General features: G+C 70.5%; 25 protein-coding genes and 2 tRNA genes. 8 read left to right on the plus strand and 19 right to left on the minus strand.

The window, feature by feature from the left end:
* Positions 1–343: glutathione S-transferase C-terminal domain-containing protein (locus MFF04_RS15855; RefSeq protein ID WP_238277184.1), on the plus strand; the 343-nt coding region annotated here is incomplete at its 5' end.
* An 88-nt stretch (positions 344–431) separates the two neighbouring features.
* Here MFF04_RS15855 and MFF04_RS15860 read toward each other — a convergent pair.
* The 3 genes from MFF04_RS15860 to MFF04_RS15870 all read right to left on the minus strand — a co-directional run bounded on the left by MFF04_RS15860 (position 432) and on the right by MFF04_RS15870 (position 2,133).
* Positions 432–632: a hypothetical protein gene (locus MFF04_RS15860; RefSeq protein WP_238277185.1), complete on the minus strand. Its 201-nt coding sequence runs from the start codon at positions 630–632 to the stop codon at positions 432–434.
* Between the two features lie 617 nt (positions 633–1,249).
* Positions 1,250–1,326: transfer RNA gene (locus tag MFF04_RS15865), tRNA-Pro, on the minus strand.
* Positions 1,327–1,392: 66 nt separating this feature from the next.
* On the minus strand, positions 1,393–2,133 hold the full coding sequence (locus MFF04_RS15870) for a 4'-phosphopantetheinyl transferase family protein (RefSeq protein WP_238277186.1): 741 nt from the start codon (positions 2,131–2,133) through the stop codon (positions 1,393–1,395).
* Between the two features lie 252 nt (positions 2,134–2,385).
* Between MFF04_RS15870 and MFF04_RS15875 the strand changes: the two genes are divergently transcribed.
* Positions 2,386–2,462, plus strand: a tRNA-Asp gene (locus MFF04_RS15875).
* A 62-nt stretch (positions 2,463–2,524) separates the two neighbouring features.
* Here the strand turns inward: MFF04_RS15875 and MFF04_RS15880 are convergent.
* The 15 genes from MFF04_RS15880 to MFF04_RS15950 form a co-directional block, all read right to left on the minus strand.
* A complete protein-coding gene (locus MFF04_RS15880) occupies positions 2,525–3,679 on the minus strand; it encodes a hypothetical protein (protein ID WP_238277187.1) in 1,155 nt (384 codons plus the stop codon).
* Positions 3,680–3,955: 276 nt separating this feature from the next.
* Complete coding sequence (locus MFF04_RS15885) at positions 3,956–4,237, minus strand: hypothetical protein (protein WP_238277188.1); 282 nt, start codon at positions 4,235–4,237, stop codon at positions 3,956–3,958.
* Positions 4,230–4,454: a hypothetical protein gene (locus tag MFF04_RS15890; protein WP_238277189.1), complete on the minus strand. Its 225-nt coding sequence runs from the start codon at positions 4,452–4,454 to the stop codon at positions 4,230–4,232. Before MFF04_RS15890 ends, MFF04_RS15885 begins: the two co-directional genes overlap by 8 nt.
* Entirely contained in the window at positions 4,454–4,717 is a 264-nt protein-coding gene (locus MFF04_RS15895) for a DUF2312 domain-containing protein (protein WP_238277190.1), read from the minus strand. Before MFF04_RS15895 ends, MFF04_RS15890 begins: the two co-directional genes overlap by 1 nt.
* Positions 4,714–5,154 (minus strand): hypothetical protein, encoded by a 441-nt coding sequence (locus MFF04_RS15900; protein ID WP_238277191.1) that lies wholly within the window; start codon positions 5,152–5,154, stop codon positions 4,714–4,716. The genes MFF04_RS15895 and MFF04_RS15900 overlap by 4 nt, the downstream gene beginning before the upstream one ends.
* 14 nt (positions 5,155–5,168) lie before the next feature.
* Complete coding sequence (locus tag MFF04_RS15905; protein WP_238277193.1) at positions 5,169–5,534, minus strand: hypothetical protein; 366 nt, start codon at positions 5,532–5,534, stop codon at positions 5,169–5,171.
* Positions 5,534–5,725, minus strand: a complete 192-nt coding sequence (locus tag MFF04_RS15910; RefSeq protein WP_238277195.1) for a hypothetical protein — start codon at positions 5,723–5,725, stop codon at positions 5,534–5,536. The genes MFF04_RS15905 and MFF04_RS15910 overlap by 1 nt, the downstream gene beginning before the upstream one ends.
* Positions 5,725–6,102, minus strand: coding sequence for a helix-turn-helix domain-containing protein (locus MFF04_RS15915; RefSeq protein WP_238277197.1), 378 nt, complete (start codon positions 6,100–6,102; stop codon positions 5,725–5,727). Before MFF04_RS15915 ends, MFF04_RS15910 begins: the two co-directional genes overlap by 1 nt.
* Positions 6,102–6,587, minus strand: a complete 486-nt coding sequence (locus MFF04_RS15920) for a hypothetical protein (protein WP_238277199.1) — start codon at positions 6,585–6,587, stop codon at positions 6,102–6,104. Before MFF04_RS15920 ends, MFF04_RS15915 begins: the two co-directional genes overlap by 1 nt.
* On the minus strand, positions 6,584–6,898 hold the full coding sequence (locus tag MFF04_RS15925) for a hypothetical protein (protein WP_238277201.1): 315 nt from the start codon (positions 6,896–6,898) through the stop codon (positions 6,584–6,586). Before MFF04_RS15925 ends, MFF04_RS15920 begins: the two co-directional genes overlap by 4 nt.
* Positions 6,895–7,671: a hypothetical protein gene (locus tag MFF04_RS15930; protein WP_238277203.1), complete on the minus strand. Its 777-nt coding sequence runs from the start codon at positions 7,669–7,671 to the stop codon at positions 6,895–6,897. The genes MFF04_RS15925 and MFF04_RS15930 overlap by 4 nt, the downstream gene beginning before the upstream one ends.
* Complete coding sequence (locus MFF04_RS15935; protein ID WP_238277205.1) at positions 7,668–8,021, minus strand: hypothetical protein; 354 nt, start codon at positions 8,019–8,021, stop codon at positions 7,668–7,670. The genes MFF04_RS15930 and MFF04_RS15935 overlap by 4 nt, the downstream gene beginning before the upstream one ends.
* An 8-nt stretch (positions 8,022–8,029) precedes the next feature.
* Positions 8,030–8,287 (minus strand): hypothetical protein, encoded by a 258-nt coding sequence (locus MFF04_RS15940; RefSeq protein ID WP_238277207.1) that lies wholly within the window; start codon positions 8,285–8,287, stop codon positions 8,030–8,032.
* A 179-nt stretch (positions 8,288–8,466) separates the two neighbouring features.
* Positions 8,467–9,213, minus strand: coding sequence for a hypothetical protein (locus MFF04_RS15945; RefSeq protein ID WP_238277209.1), 747 nt, complete (start codon positions 9,211–9,213; stop codon positions 8,467–8,469).
* A 12-nt stretch (positions 9,214–9,225) separates the two neighbouring features.
* Positions 9,226–9,852 carry an XRE family transcriptional regulator gene (locus tag MFF04_RS15950; RefSeq protein ID WP_238277211.1) on the minus strand — a complete coding sequence of 209 codons (627 nt, stop codon included), beginning with the start codon at positions 9,850–9,852 and terminating at the stop codon, positions 9,226–9,228.
* Between the two features lie 83 nt (positions 9,853–9,935).
* Between MFF04_RS15950 and MFF04_RS22040 the strand changes: the two genes are divergently transcribed.
* Positions 9,936–10,196 carry a transcriptional regulator gene (locus MFF04_RS22040; protein ID WP_353744505.1) on the plus strand — a complete coding sequence of 87 codons (261 nt, stop codon included), beginning with the start codon at positions 9,936–9,938 and terminating at the stop codon, positions 10,194–10,196.
* A gap of 199 nt (positions 10,197–10,395) precedes the next feature.
* Positions 10,396–10,614, plus strand: a complete 219-nt coding sequence (locus MFF04_RS15955) for a hypothetical protein (RefSeq protein ID WP_238277213.1) — start codon at positions 10,396–10,398, stop codon at positions 10,612–10,614.
* Between the two features lie 53 nt (positions 10,615–10,667).
* Here MFF04_RS15955 and MFF04_RS15960 read toward each other — a convergent pair whose 3' ends face one another.
* Complete coding sequence (locus MFF04_RS15960; protein WP_238277214.1) at positions 10,668–10,901, minus strand: hypothetical protein; 234 nt, start codon at positions 10,899–10,901, stop codon at positions 10,668–10,670.
* A 102-nt stretch (positions 10,902–11,003) separates the two neighbouring features.
* On the opposite strand from MFF04_RS15960, the gene MFF04_RS15965 reads away from it, so the two are divergent.
* From MFF04_RS15965 to MFF04_RS15980, 4 genes are all read left to right on the plus strand, one after another.
* The gene (locus MFF04_RS15965; protein ID WP_238277215.1) at positions 11,004–11,657 is read left to right on the plus strand and encodes a hypothetical protein; all 654 of its coding nucleotides are present in this window, start codon (positions 11,004–11,006) and stop codon (positions 11,655–11,657) included.
* A complete protein-coding gene (locus MFF04_RS15970; RefSeq protein WP_238277216.1) occupies positions 11,654–11,896 on the plus strand; it encodes a hypothetical protein in 243 nt (80 codons plus the stop codon). Before MFF04_RS15965 ends, MFF04_RS15970 begins: the two co-directional genes overlap by 4 nt.
* Positions 11,897–11,976: 80 nt before the next feature.
* Positions 11,977–12,837 (plus strand): MT-A70 family methyltransferase, encoded by an 861-nt coding sequence (locus MFF04_RS15975; protein ID WP_238277217.1) that lies wholly within the window; start codon positions 11,977–11,979, stop codon positions 12,835–12,837.
* A complete protein-coding gene (locus MFF04_RS15980) occupies positions 12,834–13,004 on the plus strand; it encodes a hypothetical protein (protein ID WP_238277218.1) in 171 nt (56 codons plus the stop codon). The genes MFF04_RS15975 and MFF04_RS15980 overlap by 4 nt, the downstream gene beginning before the upstream one ends.
* Positions 13,005–13,280 lie beyond the last annotated feature (276 nt).

Here is a 13,280-nt window from a genome sequence, read left to right on the forward strand (position 1 = left end):
CGGCTTCATCAACCTGCGCTCGGCGTTGCCGATGAACCTGCGCGCCCGCCATCCGGGCTTCCGCGTCTTCAACGGCGCCCAGGGCGATATCGACCGCATCCTGACGATCGTCTCGGAGTGCCTGTCCCGCCATGGCGGGCCCTACCTGTTCGGCACGGAGCCCTGCCTTGCCGACGCGATGTATGCTCCGGTCTGCACCCGGTTCCGCACCTATCACGTCGCCCTGCCGCCGGAGTGCGCCGCCTACCGCGACATGATCCTCGCCTGGACGCTGATGCGCGAGTGGGAGGATGCCGCCGCCGCGGAGCCGGACGAGATCGAGGAGCTCGACATGGAGTTCTGAGGCCCGGAGCCGACGATCCGCGCCGCATCGGCCTCTCGCCGCCCGGCGGCGGCGGCATCGATGCGATCCGGGCGCCTCCCGATACGACTCAATCGCGGATGACGCCGGCCGAGGCCGTCATGACGGCACTCGGCGGTTGCCCCGGAATCTCCCGGACGACGGCCAGGAAGATCATGGCGCAGCCGGTGCCGGCCGCCACGATCAGGCTCCATCGGGGCGCGTTCCCCGCGATCAGAAGCCCGGCCACCGCTCCCGCAACGAGGATCGATCCGGCAACCAGATGCAGCATGAAACAACCCCCGCCTGTATCGCGGGGGCCGTGCGGGTTCGGTGCCAGTCGCCACCGTTCCATTGCGAAACAGGGCGACGGGATGACCTGCACAGCGCCCTGATGCCGCGGGCGGCCGGATCGAACTGCGCTGCACCGGATGCAGGCCCTCGCCGAGGGCGGATACGTCGACGCGGTGCCGGCGACCGCTCGCCGCGAGGACGCGGAGCGTCACAGCCCAGGCGGCGGAATCGAGGTTCACCTCCACGATGACGTGGGCGTCCGAAAGACCGAGAGGCGCTCCCGCAACGAGCGCGACCAGCCGCGCCTGGACATGCTCTTGGACATCGCGATGGCGGACGTGCTGTCTCGACCTGGGAGCCGCGTGGGCGCGGCACCCTCCTCCGGATGGGGGCTCAGTCGCAGCTTGGCACGGCGAGCATGACCGTTCGCCTGAAGGCCCCCTCATAGGGTCTTCAGAAACCCACCTGATCCGATCCTCTCAGGCCGGAAACGTGATGTCAGGCGAGGTTGCGTGCGCTGCCAACTGAACTTGCGCGCTACATCACCCGCGAGCCGAGGCGGCCCACCGACCGGGGAGGAACCGATGCGATCCTGTGCTCAGTCTCGGGAAAGATTGGTCGGAGTGGCAGGATTTGAACCTGCGACCCCCACGTCCCGAACGTGGTGCGCTACCAGACTGCGCTACACTCCGAAGGCCGCGCTCTCGCTTCGGCGAGCGGGCTTATAGCGGCGCACCCGTGAGCCCGCAAGCGCGTTCTCAGGCGCTTTCGAGGCGGCGCGGCCAGTCGCCCGGCAGGGCGCGCAGGGCCGGGCGCGCATCGGGTGCCGCGAAGGCCGCCGCGCCGACCGTGCCGGGGCCGGGCTCGAGATGCAGCAGCGTGAAGGCGAAGGGGTCGAGCCGCGGGTCCCCGCTCGCCAGGAGCCGGGCGGGAGCGGGCGGGAGCGAGACCTCGAAGCGCGACAGCGGCAAGGCGAGGCCGGTGCCGAGCGCCTTCACCACCGCCTCCTTGCGCGTCCACAGGCCCATGAAGACGGATGCGCGCCCGGCCTCCAGCACCTCGGCGAGGGCGCGGGCCTCCTCGGGCGCGAAATGGCCGCGGGCGACCCGCAGGGCGTCCGGCATCGGGCGCAGGGCCTCGACGTCGACGCCGCTCTCGACCCGCCGCGAGAGGCCGACGAGGGCGCGGGCGCCCGAATGCGAGAGGTTGAACCGGCAGGCCCCGCGCCGGGATCCGGCGAGACGCGGCTTGCCGCCCTCCTCCGCCTCGAAGGCGAGGTCGCGCGGCGGCAGGCCGAGACGCCGCCCGAGGATCAGGCGGAGGGCGGCGTGGCTCGCGACGTAGCGGTCCCGGTCCTCGGCGCGCAGGAAGCGGTCGGCGCGGGCCTGCTCCTCCTCCGAGAGAACCTCGAAAACGCCGGTCCCCGCCTGCGAAAGGTCGACGGTCCAGACCACGTCCTCCGTGTCGGCTCCCGGCTCCGCGATCCTCCAGGCGTCCACGCGTCGCTCCCCGCTGGGCGGATATCGCGCTCCATCGAGGCCGGAGCCCACGATACCGGCCGCCGATTGTGCCGTCCCCCGCCGCGATCTTCCAGAGCGGAGAGGCCATCCGGATCGCCCTCGCAGGGCATCGCCCACGGGCTCCGGCGCGGCGGCCACGCTTGTCGCTCGCGATTGTTGCGAAGGCTTCTTGACAGGCGGCCGCACCCGCCCCTAAACCCCGGCCGTCGCCGCAGCAGGCGCACACGCCGTGCGGGCGTAGCTCAGTTGGTTAGAGTGCCGGCCTGTCACGCCGGAGGTCGCGGGTTCGAGCCCCGTCGCCCGCGCCATATAAATCAGTTACTTACCCCTACATCGTCGAGCGGCCGTTATACTCCGTAGGCCGGCTCCGTTAGACTTTCCGACGCCCTTTGTTCGCGCGCGCCTGGCGCCGTGCTACGATGCGCGCCTGGTCGACCGCCTGGACCGCCGCGAGGTCGACCGGCTGGTAGGTCCGCTCCAGCTCGGCGTTCGTCGAGATGGTGTTTGCCAGCTTGGCGCCGAGGTGCTCGGTCGAGGCGCCGCCGGCGCGCGCCTCGAGGGCGACCGAACGACGGATGTCGAGCATCTGCCGCCGCTCGAGGGGGTCGACGAGCGCGCGCACGGTGCGGAAATCCTCGGCGAGGCTGTTCTTGCGGTAGGCCGCGCCCTCACGGGTCCGGAACAGTGGCATGTTCCGGATCTGCTGGACGTGCGGCCAGCCGAGATAGGCGCGCATCAGGGCGTTCGACCGGCGCGACAGCGTGCCCAGCGCGGCCATGCCCGTCTTGGCTCGAGCAACCTTGAAGGCGCCCCACCGGCCGGCGTCGATGAAGTCGCCGAGGGTGAGCTGGCGCGCGTCGACCGGCGCGAAGGCTGTGTCCCACATGATGGAGACGAGGCAGGCTAGGCCGCGGTATCCCTGGCGCCAGGCCTCTTGGATGATGGGCCGCAGCTCGTGCCCCTGCCAGGCCTGCTGGCGCCGCTGCGGAGACGTGCGGCGAATGCCGAGGGACGGGTCCGCATCCCGGCTACAGTAGAACGGCCGCCCGGTGCTCATAGCCGCGGCCACGACCCACAGGGCCCGCCAGATCTTCATCGCCCGGTGCGCCTCGCGGACGCCGGCGCTCTCGAGGAGGTCGGCGTACCACTCGTCGAGCACGTCGAAGGGGATGGTGCACGGGGCCACGTCGCCGAAGATGGGCTCGATGTACCGCCAGCCCCGGTTCCAATCCTCGCGGGTGCGGGGCTTCTTCCGGTCCCAGGTCTCCGTCCGCTTGTAGCGCTCGAAGGCCTCGCCGAGCGATCCGACCGGGTAGACGCGCTTGGCCGCCGGCGCTTGGCCCCGACGGTGCGCCTGCCAGCGGTCGTTCCAGACCTTCGCCAGCGCCCAGGCCGCAGGCCCATCTGCCCCGCAGGCGACAAGCTTGAACCCCTCGCCGCGCATCTTGGCCGTCGGCGCCCAATAGCCGAGCCGGTGCCCGTGCCGGTCACGGACGGTGTAGTACGGGATCTTCACGTTGCCCACCGCGCCGCCGCTCCGCGAGTCGCTGCCGCATCAGGCCAGCGTCGGAAACGGCCCCGCTTGCTGTCAATTCGGGGAACAGGTCGGGATGCCGCCGGCGCCGCCAGCTATCGACGGCCTCGATGCAGTAGTGCCCCGTGGTCGGATCGGGCATGGGAAACCCGCGGGCCACGAGTCCCGGAAGGGCGGCCGCGAAGTCCCGCGCGCTGGCGAAGCCCATGCGGGCGGCAACCTTAGACGCCGGCACGTCGCCCACGTCGGGGATGTAGGGCGGGCGGCTCACGGCCGGGCCCCGAAGTCGAAGGCCTCGATCCGGGCGACCTCGGCTCGGAGGGCTTCGAGATGCTGGTGCCGGATGGAGCGGGCATAGTTCACTGCGGCCCAGCGTGTCCGGTGCCAGATGGTGCCCTCGTACGGGAGGGCCGCCTTCGTGCCGTCGGGTTGCTCAAAGATGGCCCGTCCAAGAATGATCTCGGCCATAACAGCCGGGATCTCTCCGGTTCGCAGAAGGTACAGCGGGTCGGTCAGCCAGATGCGGATGCGCACGGGCTCGTCAGCCATGGGCGGCGGCCTCCGGGGTGAAGGTGCGCTCGGTGCCGTCGCCGGCGGCCGCGTTGAGCTGGCGCGCCAGCTCGCGCGCCTGGTCGCGGGTGATGCGCAGGCGGCCGGGCTCGAACTGGCCGTCCGGCCCGGTGGCGCCGAACTCGATCGCGACCTCGCCGCCGGCCTTCGCAACGCCGATCGACCAGGTCCAGCCGGGAGGAAGCGCGCGCAGCATCAGGACATGCCCAGGGCTTGCATGTAGAGTTCCAGGATGGCCTCGGCCTCCTGGCGCTCGGAGAAGTCCTGCTTGCGCAGCCGCAGGATTTCGCGGACCGCCTTCGTGTCGAAGCCGCGGCCCTTGGCCTCCGCGAAGACGTCCTTGATGTCGCCGGCGATGGCGGCCTTCTCCTCCTCAAGCCGCTCGAGGCGCTCGATGAACTGGCGCAGCTCCTCGGCCGCGACGCCGCCGGCGCCGGAGATGTCTGCGCCGCCGCTCATGCGCTCGTCCTTTCGGCAACCTCGGTGGCCGCGGGCACGTCGACGGCGCGCGGGCCGCCGAAATGGAGCGGCATAAGCTTCACGTCCTCGCCCAGTCGCAGGATTTGCCGCCTGGCGCGCAGCGCCCGGTCCGTCGCGATGTCGAGCGCCTGGAACTGGATGACCTCCATCCGCTCGGGGTGCTTGCTGGGCTCTACGCTCTTCGCGCCCGCATCGTACTCGACGGCCCAAGCCTCCGAGAAGAACACCCAACGGCGATAGCGCTCGAGCTTGAACCGCAGAGCGATATCGGCGCGCATCCGATCGAGATCGCGCCCGCTCGCCAGCACGGCGACGAGCGTTATCTGTCCCTTGCCGTTCTCCGCGTAGTAATGCGGGGCGAGGATGTCGTCCGGATCGAACATCGCCTCCGCCATTCCGGAGACGTGCTCGATCATTGCTCGCAGACTACTCACCGAACCTCCTCGCAGAACAGGTCGAGCGTGCCGACGCCGCGCTTGCGGGCGCGGGTGCGGATCGCGTTGCGGGTGCGGGGGACCTGGTCCCAATGGTTGTGGCAGCGCTGGCAGAGGGCGCGCAGGTTCTTGTCGCTGTGGTCAACGACGTCCTGATCCATGTGCGCGACGGTCAGGACGACGATCGATCCCGTGTCCGGATGGGGCTTGCCGTTCTCCGCCCGGCAGCTCGGGTGCTGCGGCGTGCCCTCGCAGCGGTTGCCGGCGCGCGCGAGGACGGGGGCGCGGACCTCGCGGCGCCACTCGACGGACCGGATCGATCCGCCCGGGTAGAACACCAGCTTCTCGGCGGCGATCGGCATCAGCCCCGCGCCTCCCGCAGGCGCCGGCGCCAGGCGCGGTAGATCCGCGTGATGGCGCGATCGTAGGCCTCGGCGTAGGCGGCCGCCGGGTCCGCTACCTTGCAGCCGCCGTCGCGCGTCGGGCAGAGCGGGTGCCCGATGGAGGCGACCAGGCAGAACTCGCCTTCGCCGCGGGGACAGGACTTCGCCATCAGCCGGCGGCCTCGAGGCGCTCCTGGTGGCGTGCGAGCGTGGCGAGCCGGGCCGTGACGGTGTTGTGCCGGCGGCCGAGCGCGCGCGCGATCTCGGTCGGCGTCAGACCCTCGGCCTCGAGGGCGAGCAGCCGGGTGTCCTCCTCCGGCGTGAAGCGCCGGACGACATGGCCGCTGCGCTGGACAAGCATCGGTCCGATCACGTGCGTGGTGCACTTCGCGGTCTTCGGTGCGTCGATGCCCAGGCGCAGGCAGTGGTAGTTCACGCTCGAGGCCGAGCAATCGAGCGCGAGGCCGATCACGGCCATGGGGACGTTGCGCCCGCGCATCTCGGCGATGCGCTCGATGTCGGCGTCGGTGAGCCTGCGCCGGGCCATCACCGCGCTCCCTTCGTGTAGTCGAGCAGAAGGGGCGGCTGCTCGCCGGCCTTGTACGTGAGGGCGAGCTGCTCACGGGCGATCTCGCCGACGGTGCGCCCGTCGGGCATGACGACGTGGGCGAGGAACTCCTCGTCGAAGGTGACGATGCCGCCCTCGATCGCCGTGAACTTGGCCTTGATGCAGAGCAGGAGCGCCCGCCAGGCCTCCCGCGTCGCCTGCATCCAGGCATTGCGGGCCGCCGTCGGCGTGCGCGCGTGCGAGTGCAAGCCGCGCTGCACCCGCTGGAAGCGCTCTTCCTCCAGGGTCGGCAGCGGCAGGTTGAACCGGAGGGCGCGTCCCTGGAGCCGGAACGCGATCTTGGCCCGGTCGCCTTCGAGCGCGAAGGCGAAGGCCTCCGCGCCGCGATCGCCGACGAGCTTCTCGATCTCGAGCCGCGTGCTCTCGGCCGGCACCTTCGTGCCCTTGGCGAAGGTCGCGCTCATTCCGAGGCCACCGGCACATCCGGCTTGTGGGAGAAGTCGAGCGAGATCTCCGCGCCGGCGTCCTGGGTCGCGCGGACGAAGTAGGCCATGGCCGCGCCGGCGGCCGCGTAGAGGTCGCTCTCCGCGACCGTCAGGCCTCGGCGCCCGAGGCCGTCCAGGAAGCGCCGCAGCGCCTCAGCGGCCGGGACGCCGGCCGGACGTTCCATGCCGAGGCAGGCTTCCGCGATCCGGACCGCCAGCTCGGCGGCGTCCAGCGTGACGGTGAAGGTCTCGAGGTCCTCGGCCTCGCCGGTGATCGGGGACGCGCTCACGCTACGCCTCCAGCTCGGCGAGCTGCCGCAGGCCGGCTTCGCTGAGGCACACCTTGGCCTTCTTGCCGTTGCCCCGAACGTCGACCAGGCCGGACCGCCTGTAGGCGCAGAACCGGGCGGGTGCGACGGGCTTGCCGTCCCGGATCCGCTGGAGCGCGGTCCGCTTCGCATCGGTCCTTCCCTGCATCGGTCACCTCCTGTGCTGACGGGGCGTGCCAGGTCTGTGAGTCGTCCGGCCCGAACAGGCCGTCCCGGCCGGGCGCGACCAGGCCGCCGGCGATCGCGCGCAGGGCGACGCTGGCGCGGACGGCGCGGCCGGACGGGAGAAGGCGGAAGGTGCGGGCGCCGCCGGCGATCTCGGCGGTGAGGGTCTGGCCCTCGCCCATGCGTGCGAGGAGGCGGGCGAGCGCGCCGTTCGGGTCGCTCCGGAGGGCGGTGGCGACGGCGATCGCCAGGGCCTCGCCGTCATAGGCGGGTGCTGTGCTCGCCGTCGGCGCCGGCGGCCGCGCCGCGCCGTCCCACTCGGCGTCGGAGGCCGACCAGGCGCGCCGGCGGCGCTCCGCCTCGAGCTGCTGCTCCACGGCCGCGATCCAGCGCTCGAGGCGCGCGCCGGCGCCGGCATCGGGGATGAGGTAGGTCCAGGCCGCGGGCGCGGCCTCGAGCCGTCGGAACTGGCCGCGCAGGGAGACCAGCAGCCACAGCCGCGGCGGCAAGGTCACCAGGATTCCGCGCGCGACGGCGGCGACGCCGATCGGGGGCGCCAGGTGCCTCACGACAGGGTCTCGCGCGGCTCGACGGCGCCGTACAGCTCGGCGAGGTCGCCGACGCGCTCCACGAGGGCCTGCGTCTGACCGACGAGCCCTTCGATCGCCGCCTGCTCGAGCAAGGTGAGCGCCGCGTTCACGGCCTCCGCGATCATGCGCTCGTCGCCGACGAACTCGCCCGGCAGGATCACGATGCCGGGGCCCCGGCGGCGGCCGTCAGGACCCGGCGGATGCCCGATCACCTTCTGGACGCCGTCGAGGTGATGCAGCGGCATCCGAAGGCGCACCTCGATCTCGCGGCGGTGCCAGTCGATGCCGAGATCGAGCAGATGGCCGACGAAGGCGGGCGGCGGGGGCACCGGCGCGCTCACGCGACCCAGGCCCACAGGTAGGAGCCGGCGACCAGGATGGTGGCGATCGCGGCGGCATCGCGAGCCCGGCCGAGGCGGAGAGCCCAGTTCGCCTCCGAAGCGGCCGCGGCGGCGACCGTGTCGGCCTTGGCCATGGCGGCCTCGATGCCGGCGGCGATGTCATCGGGCCGGTAGTGCGCGGCAAGCAGGATGAGCGCTGCAGCCTGCGGCGTAGCCCGCAGCGCTGGAAGGTGCTGGCCCAGCTCGAAAGCCATGTTGTCGAGCGGGACGAGGCGATGTCGTACCGGCTGTGCCGATGAAGATGCGGGCATGGTCGTGCGTCCGTCTGAACGGAGCACGACAATAAGGAGATTTATCGCTCAGTCAATAAGCTTGCTTATCGTCACTTATAGACGGTCGGCGCTCCGCTTATTGTGATCGCGCGGCTACGGCCCTACGCGCCTCCCCAGGGCAGTCGAGCCTTCACTGCGGTCCATGCCCCGTCGACCGCGTCGACCGTGGCGCTATAGGCATCCGCAGCTGCGGTGCCCGCCGCCCCAGCCGTCGCGACCAACGCTTCCGTCGTAGCCGTGAAGACGCCCTGCTCGTCCGGCTGCATGTCGACAGCTGCGACGACCGGCGGAGCCGGCAGCGCGATCGCCGCCGCAGCCGGGAGAGCGACAGCGGCCGACGCGGCGGCCGCCTTTGCGGGCCGATTCCAAAGCGAGGACGGTTGCCACCGGCGGGACGCCTCAGCCGCCGATGCCACGGCTTCCTGCTGGCGCATCCGGACGGCGTGAGCGGCGCTGACGGCCTTGCGGATCTCGCCGGGGACGTCGCGCTCGCATATGGCCACGAACCCGCGCCCGTCGGCCGCGATCACCTGCATCAGAAGCTTGCGCTCGATGCTGCCGCCGAAGGCGCCCAGGCCGCCGCCGATCGCAGCGGCCGTCAAACCGATGGCGCCGACAGCCGCGATCGGCGCCGCGAAAAGCCCGACGACGGCGGCCGTGGCGCCGATCCCCACGGCGCCCTTGGCCCCGCCGGACAGGAAGCCCAGAAACGAGCGCTCGAGATACTCGCCGTTCTCCTCGACGGATGCGATAGCCTCGATCGGCAGGCGTTGCTTCCGCGGAAGGTGAAACTCAAAATTGATCCAGTCCGCGCGGCCGGTCCCGAAACTTCCCGCGATCAGCTCCATCCGTGCCACAGGTCACCCCCTCGACGTCTTGCCAACGATACGGTGAGCCATAGGCCAGCCCGTGCGCTTAATCCGAGCATCCTTCTCGCCGTCGACCATCTTGCGCCAGGCCCGAACCACCCAATTACTATCATCCATCGATACGAGCCGACGGACCATCGCGCCAAGACTGTCTTCCGCCTCGCGGAAGAGGTAGCTGTATCCGGGCAATGTCGGCAGATGCGGGTTGACGTGAAGGGTGTCCCCCGGCTCAAATTCGGGGCTCATCGTCTCGTCCCCAAGCATGACCGCGTAGGCGCCCCACACCTGGTGAAGAGCGGTCGGCCGAGCGATGTGGCTGAAGGGCATCGCGGACAGCTCCGCCTGCCCCTCTCGGATCAGTAGGTTGAAGAGCGGAACCTCGGTTGGCGAGTCGACGGTAATCGGTAGCCCAGGCGCGGAACGCCCAAACTTCGGGTCGATCTCGTAAGGCTGAAGATCGAGGGCGCGCGCGATCTCGTTGACGTAACGCGTCGACTGCACGCGGCCCTTCTCGATCTCGACGATGGCTGGCTGAGAAATGCCGACGCGGCGCGCCAGCTCGGCTTGGGAAATCCCCAGCTCGACGCGACGGGCAACAATGCGCGCGTGCTCGACCATGCCCCGGCCTATCAACATTCTTATCGCCGGACGCCTTAAGAGTGATTATTGACGTTATCGATAAGCGCGCTTATCGCTCGGTTATGGCCGATTCCAGCCCGATTCCGATCGACACCAGCCCGCTCATCCGGGAAGCGGTGAAGCTGGTCGGTAGCCAAGCCAGATTGGCTCGCGCGCTCGGCATCAGTCAGCCGAGAGTAAATCAACTTGCGCGTCGAACATCGTGCTGTAGCGCCGAGGTGGCCATAGCCGTGGAACGCGCGACACAAGGGGCAATCCCACGTTGGAAGCTCCGACCTGATCTGTGGAAGTCTGCCACACAAGCAAAGCGTGAGTTGTCATGATCGCAGGCGCGTACCTGTCTGCACTTGGGATTGCCGTTGGACTAGGCTTCACGGCGCTGGCGATCCCGGCGCTTTGGAGGGCAGATACCGCCCGTGTGGCGCGGAATCGCCCCCGCGCCCTCATCGAGGGGATGCGCGCGCTGCTGGCCATCGCCGCCGCCGCGGTCCTCTTCACGCTCGCGCTCCGGGGGAGCTGGTGATGGGTCTGGCTGAGCGTGTTACCGCCGGTGAAGAGGCGGTGCTGAAGTACCGCCGAGAGCCGATTGCCTGCCTTGCGCTGGCGGTGGCCGGCGCGGCGGCATGGGCCGCATGGCGCGCGCATCGACGGATCAGCCTCGAGCCGATCTGCTCGACAATCGTCGCGAAGCGCGAATCGTCCCGACACCCATCGGGGTCGGGCGGGTTTCGGCGGGGCTAGCCCATGTCCCCGCCGAAGTATCTCATCAGCGAGCCGGAAGACTCGACTGGCCGTTATGGGTCTACCTTGACCATATCCCGCGCCGTTTTTTCGATGAATGCGCGAGCCCCTTCCTTGCCAGGCTTCGGGGTGTTCAAGGCTTTCAAGGTCTGCTCCAGCTTCTCGCTCAAATTCGCAGCTAAGCTCGGGTCCTTCTTTCCTAGTACCTGCACTAAAGATGTGAATGCTATGTCGAGCGCCTGCATTTGCAGCGCAGCGAGATCGGTTCCAGTAAATTCTTCGGGCATTCTCAGCTCCATCGTTGTGGGCAAGCACGATGGTAGCGGGCCGGGCGGGGCTGTCGATGTCGGTCGACGCCTCGCCCGTGCTTGCGCAATGGACACGCGGCCATGAGCAGGTCATGGCTCGAAACCCTCACCGGCTACGCCACGGCGGCCGCCGAGGCCGGCGAGGAAGCCGGCTCCGCCCTCTCTGACGCGCTCGGCGCCGCGCTCGCGCGGGTCCAGGCGCTGCCAGCCGAGGCGAGCGCTGCCGTCACCGACCTGTCCGCCGCCCTGGCGGCGCTGCTGCCCGAGCTGCAAGACGAGCCCTCCGGCGCGCCGGCGGCGCCGGCGATCGGCGCAGTCTCCACCATCGCTCCGGGAAACGTGGCCCCCTTGTCGGGGACGGCTCGGCTGGGCCCCGCCTCGCTGCGGATCGAGATCGACCAGGCCGCCTTCGCCGCGTTCCTGCGCGAGCGGCACCCGTCGAAGCCGGCCGAGAACGCGGCCGCGCTGACCGGCGTGCCCTTCGAGACGTGCAAGAAGCTCCTCTTGCGAAAGACCCTGCCGAGCGGCCGGGTGCTGCTGCTGTTCGTGGTCGCCTACGGGCCCGAGCTGCTGCGCGTCACCCTGCCTGGCGCGCCGCTCGTCTGGCTCGAGGGCGCCCGGATCCTCGCCGACCAGGCGCGCCTTGAGGCCGAGCGCACGCGGATCGCCGCCGAGGCGAAAGCCAACGGCGGCCGCTGGTCCATCCTCGGCATCGGATTCGGGGGCGCCGCATGAGCCGCCCGCGCTGGCGCACGCCGCCGCCCCCTCCCCCGGTCCACCGCTGCATCGTCTGCAAGGCCGAGAACGCCGGCATCGGCCATTACGGCCGCTGGTACTGCGAGGCGCACCGCCCGGCGGCGGAGCCCGCGCCCGCTGCGGAGCCCATGCGGGCGCAGCCCTCGACCCTGTTCGAGGCGGCCGACGTGCCCGCTCCAACGCGATTCCGTGCGCCGCATCGGCGGCTCACGACGTGACGGCGGGGCGCGGGATAGCCCCCCAGCGCCCGTTCCACTCGGAATCTGATTCCAGCGTCGGCCGATCTTCCAGGCGTATCATGCGTGCACGCGTTGTCCGGTTCAGCCCCGCCGAGATCGAGAAGATTCGGCGCGCCATGGAACCGGAGGAGCGGGCCGCGGCCGAGGCTCGGATGCGAGCCGGAGGGGTGCGAAACTTTCGCGGGGGCTCAAGGGCCGAGAAGGGCCGTGTCCTCGACCGGATCGGCGAGCTTTGCGGCGTCTCCGGGCGCCACGTCGAGAAGATCGCCGAGGTCTATGCCGCCTTCGAATCCGACCCGGAGCGGTTCGGCGCGATCGTCGCGGACATGAATCGGACCGGGAAGGTCGATGGCGCGCACCGCAAGGTGAAGCGGGCGCAGGATGAAGACCGCGTGCGCGGACTCGCGCCGATCGAGGGCCGATTCCGTACCCTGATCCTCGACCCGCCCTGGGAGGACGAGTCCGTCTCCGAGGCGCAGCGGCCGCCTTACGCCACCATGCCGCTCGAGGAGATCCGTGCGTTGCCGGTGCCGGCCTGGGCGGATGACCCATGCCACCTCTACCTATGGATCCCGAACAACTTCCTCGGCGTCGGCTTCGATCTAATCCGAGGATGGGACTTCGAGTACAAGACGGCTCTCACCTGGGAGAAGCCCGAGTTTACAGGCGGTCGTTACTTCCGCACCAACACGGAACACATCCTGTTTGCGGTGCGCGGCGGTCTGATGACGCGAAGCCTGTCCATCGGCACGCGCTTCCCCGGCCCGATGGGTGAGCTGCACAGCGAGAAGCCGGACTCGTTCTATCGGATCGTCGAGGCCGCGAGCTACCCGCCCTTCGGCGAGGCCTTCCAGCGCCGGGCTCGGCCGGGCTTCACCAACCTCTACGCGCCGATCGGCGCCCTCGAGGCCGCGGAATGACGATTCCGGCCACCGCCATCATGGCCGTCGCGGCCGCCCACGCGCAGCTCGCCTATCGCGCGCTGCTGGCCGGGCACGAGCCCGCGCGGTGCCGGCACGCCGGCGCCAGCTTCTTCACGGCGCTCGCCGCCTTCTACGTCCTCGTCGTGGGCTGGCTCCTGCCATGACCCGCGCCTGCCGCCTGCGCCCGCCCGTCCGCGGGCCCCCCGTCCGGACCGGAACCAGGCTCGCGCCTTCGCGCTGATCCCCGGAGCGTTCACCTCCCTCGGTTCGCCCGCTCCGGGGCGAAGTGCGCCCGCTTGGCCCGCGTCGCTGCCCCTCGCGACGCGGCCGGAGCGGAGCTTTGCCCGCAGGGCAGCGCCCGGCCGAGCCTCGAGCCCCCATCGTCCGTCCCGACCGCCGCGCGCGACCCGCGATTCCGGCGTCGGGATTTCGCGTGCCCG

Origin of the sequence: Methylobacterium jeotgali (assembly GCF_022179345.1) — a bacterium.
GTDB classification, from domain to species: Bacteria; Pseudomonadota; Alphaproteobacteria; order Rhizobiales; family Beijerinckiaceae; genus Methylobacterium; species Methylobacterium jeotgali.

Coding starts and splice junctions, on each gene's coding strand:
- MFF04_RS15860 (WP_238277185.1), bottom strand. CDS start 632: ATGCTGCATCTGGTTGCCGGATCGATCCTCGTTGCGGGAGCGGTGGCC.
- MFF04_RS15885 (WP_238277188.1), bottom strand. CDS start 4,237: ATGGCTGACGAGCCCGTGCGCATCCGCATCTGGCTGACCGACCCGCTG.
- MFF04_RS15890 (WP_238277189.1), bottom strand. CDS start 4,454: ATGCTGCGCGCGCTTCCTCCCGGCTGGACCTGGTCGATCGGCGTTGCG.
- MFF04_RS15895 (WP_238277190.1), bottom strand. CDS start 4,717: ATGAGCGGCGGCGCAGACATCTCCGGCGCCGGCGGCGTCGCGGCCGAG.
- MFF04_RS15900 (WP_238277191.1), bottom strand. CDS start 5,154: ATGATCGAGCACGTCTCCGGAATGGCGGAGGCGATGTTCGATCCGGAC.
- MFF04_RS15905 (WP_238277193.1), bottom strand. CDS start 5,534: ATGCCGATCGCCGCCGAGAAGCTGGTGTTCTACCCGGGCGGATCGATC.
- MFF04_RS15910 (WP_238277195.1), bottom strand. CDS start 5,725: ATGGCGAAGTCCTGTCCCCGCGGCGAAGGCGAGTTCTGCCTGGTCGCC.
- MFF04_RS15915 (WP_238277197.1), bottom strand. CDS start 6,102: ATGGCCCGGCGCAGGCTCACCGACGCCGACATCGAGCGCATCGCCGAG.
- MFF04_RS15920 (WP_238277199.1), bottom strand. CDS start 6,587: ATGAGCGCGACCTTCGCCAAGGGCACGAAGGTGCCGGCCGAGAGCACG.
- MFF04_RS15940 (WP_238277207.1), bottom strand. CDS start 8,287: ATGGCTTTCGAGCTGGGCCAGCACCTTCCAGCGCTGCGGGCTACGCCG.
- MFF04_RS15945 (WP_238277209.1), bottom strand. CDS start 9,213: ATGGAGCTGATCGCGGGAAGTTTCGGGACCGGCCGCGCGGACTGGATC.
- MFF04_RS15950 (WP_238277211.1), bottom strand. CDS start 9,852: ATGGTCGAGCACGCGCGCATTGTTGCCCGTCGCGTCGAGCTGGGGATT.
- MFF04_RS22040 (WP_353744505.1), top strand. CDS start 9,936: ATGGCCGATTCCAGCCCGATTCCGATCGACACCAGCCCGCTCATCCGG.
- MFF04_RS15955 (WP_238277213.1), top strand. CDS start 10,396: ATGGGTCTGGCTGAGCGTGTTACCGCCGGTGAAGAGGCGGTGCTGAAG.
- MFF04_RS15960 (WP_238277214.1), bottom strand. CDS start 10,901: ATGCCCGAAGAATTTACTGGAACCGATCTCGCTGCGCTGCAAATGCAG.
- MFF04_RS15965 (WP_238277215.1), top strand. CDS start 11,004: ATGAGCAGGTCATGGCTCGAAACCCTCACCGGCTACGCCACGGCGGCC.
- MFF04_RS15970 (WP_238277216.1), top strand. CDS start 11,654: ATGAGCCGCCCGCGCTGGCGCACGCCGCCGCCCCCTCCCCCGGTCCAC.
- MFF04_RS15975 (WP_238277217.1), top strand. CDS start 11,977: ATGCGTGCACGCGTTGTCCGGTTCAGCCCCGCCGAGATCGAGAAGATT.
- MFF04_RS15980 (WP_238277218.1), top strand. CDS start 12,834: ATGACGATTCCGGCCACCGCCATCATGGCCGTCGCGGCCGCCCACGCG.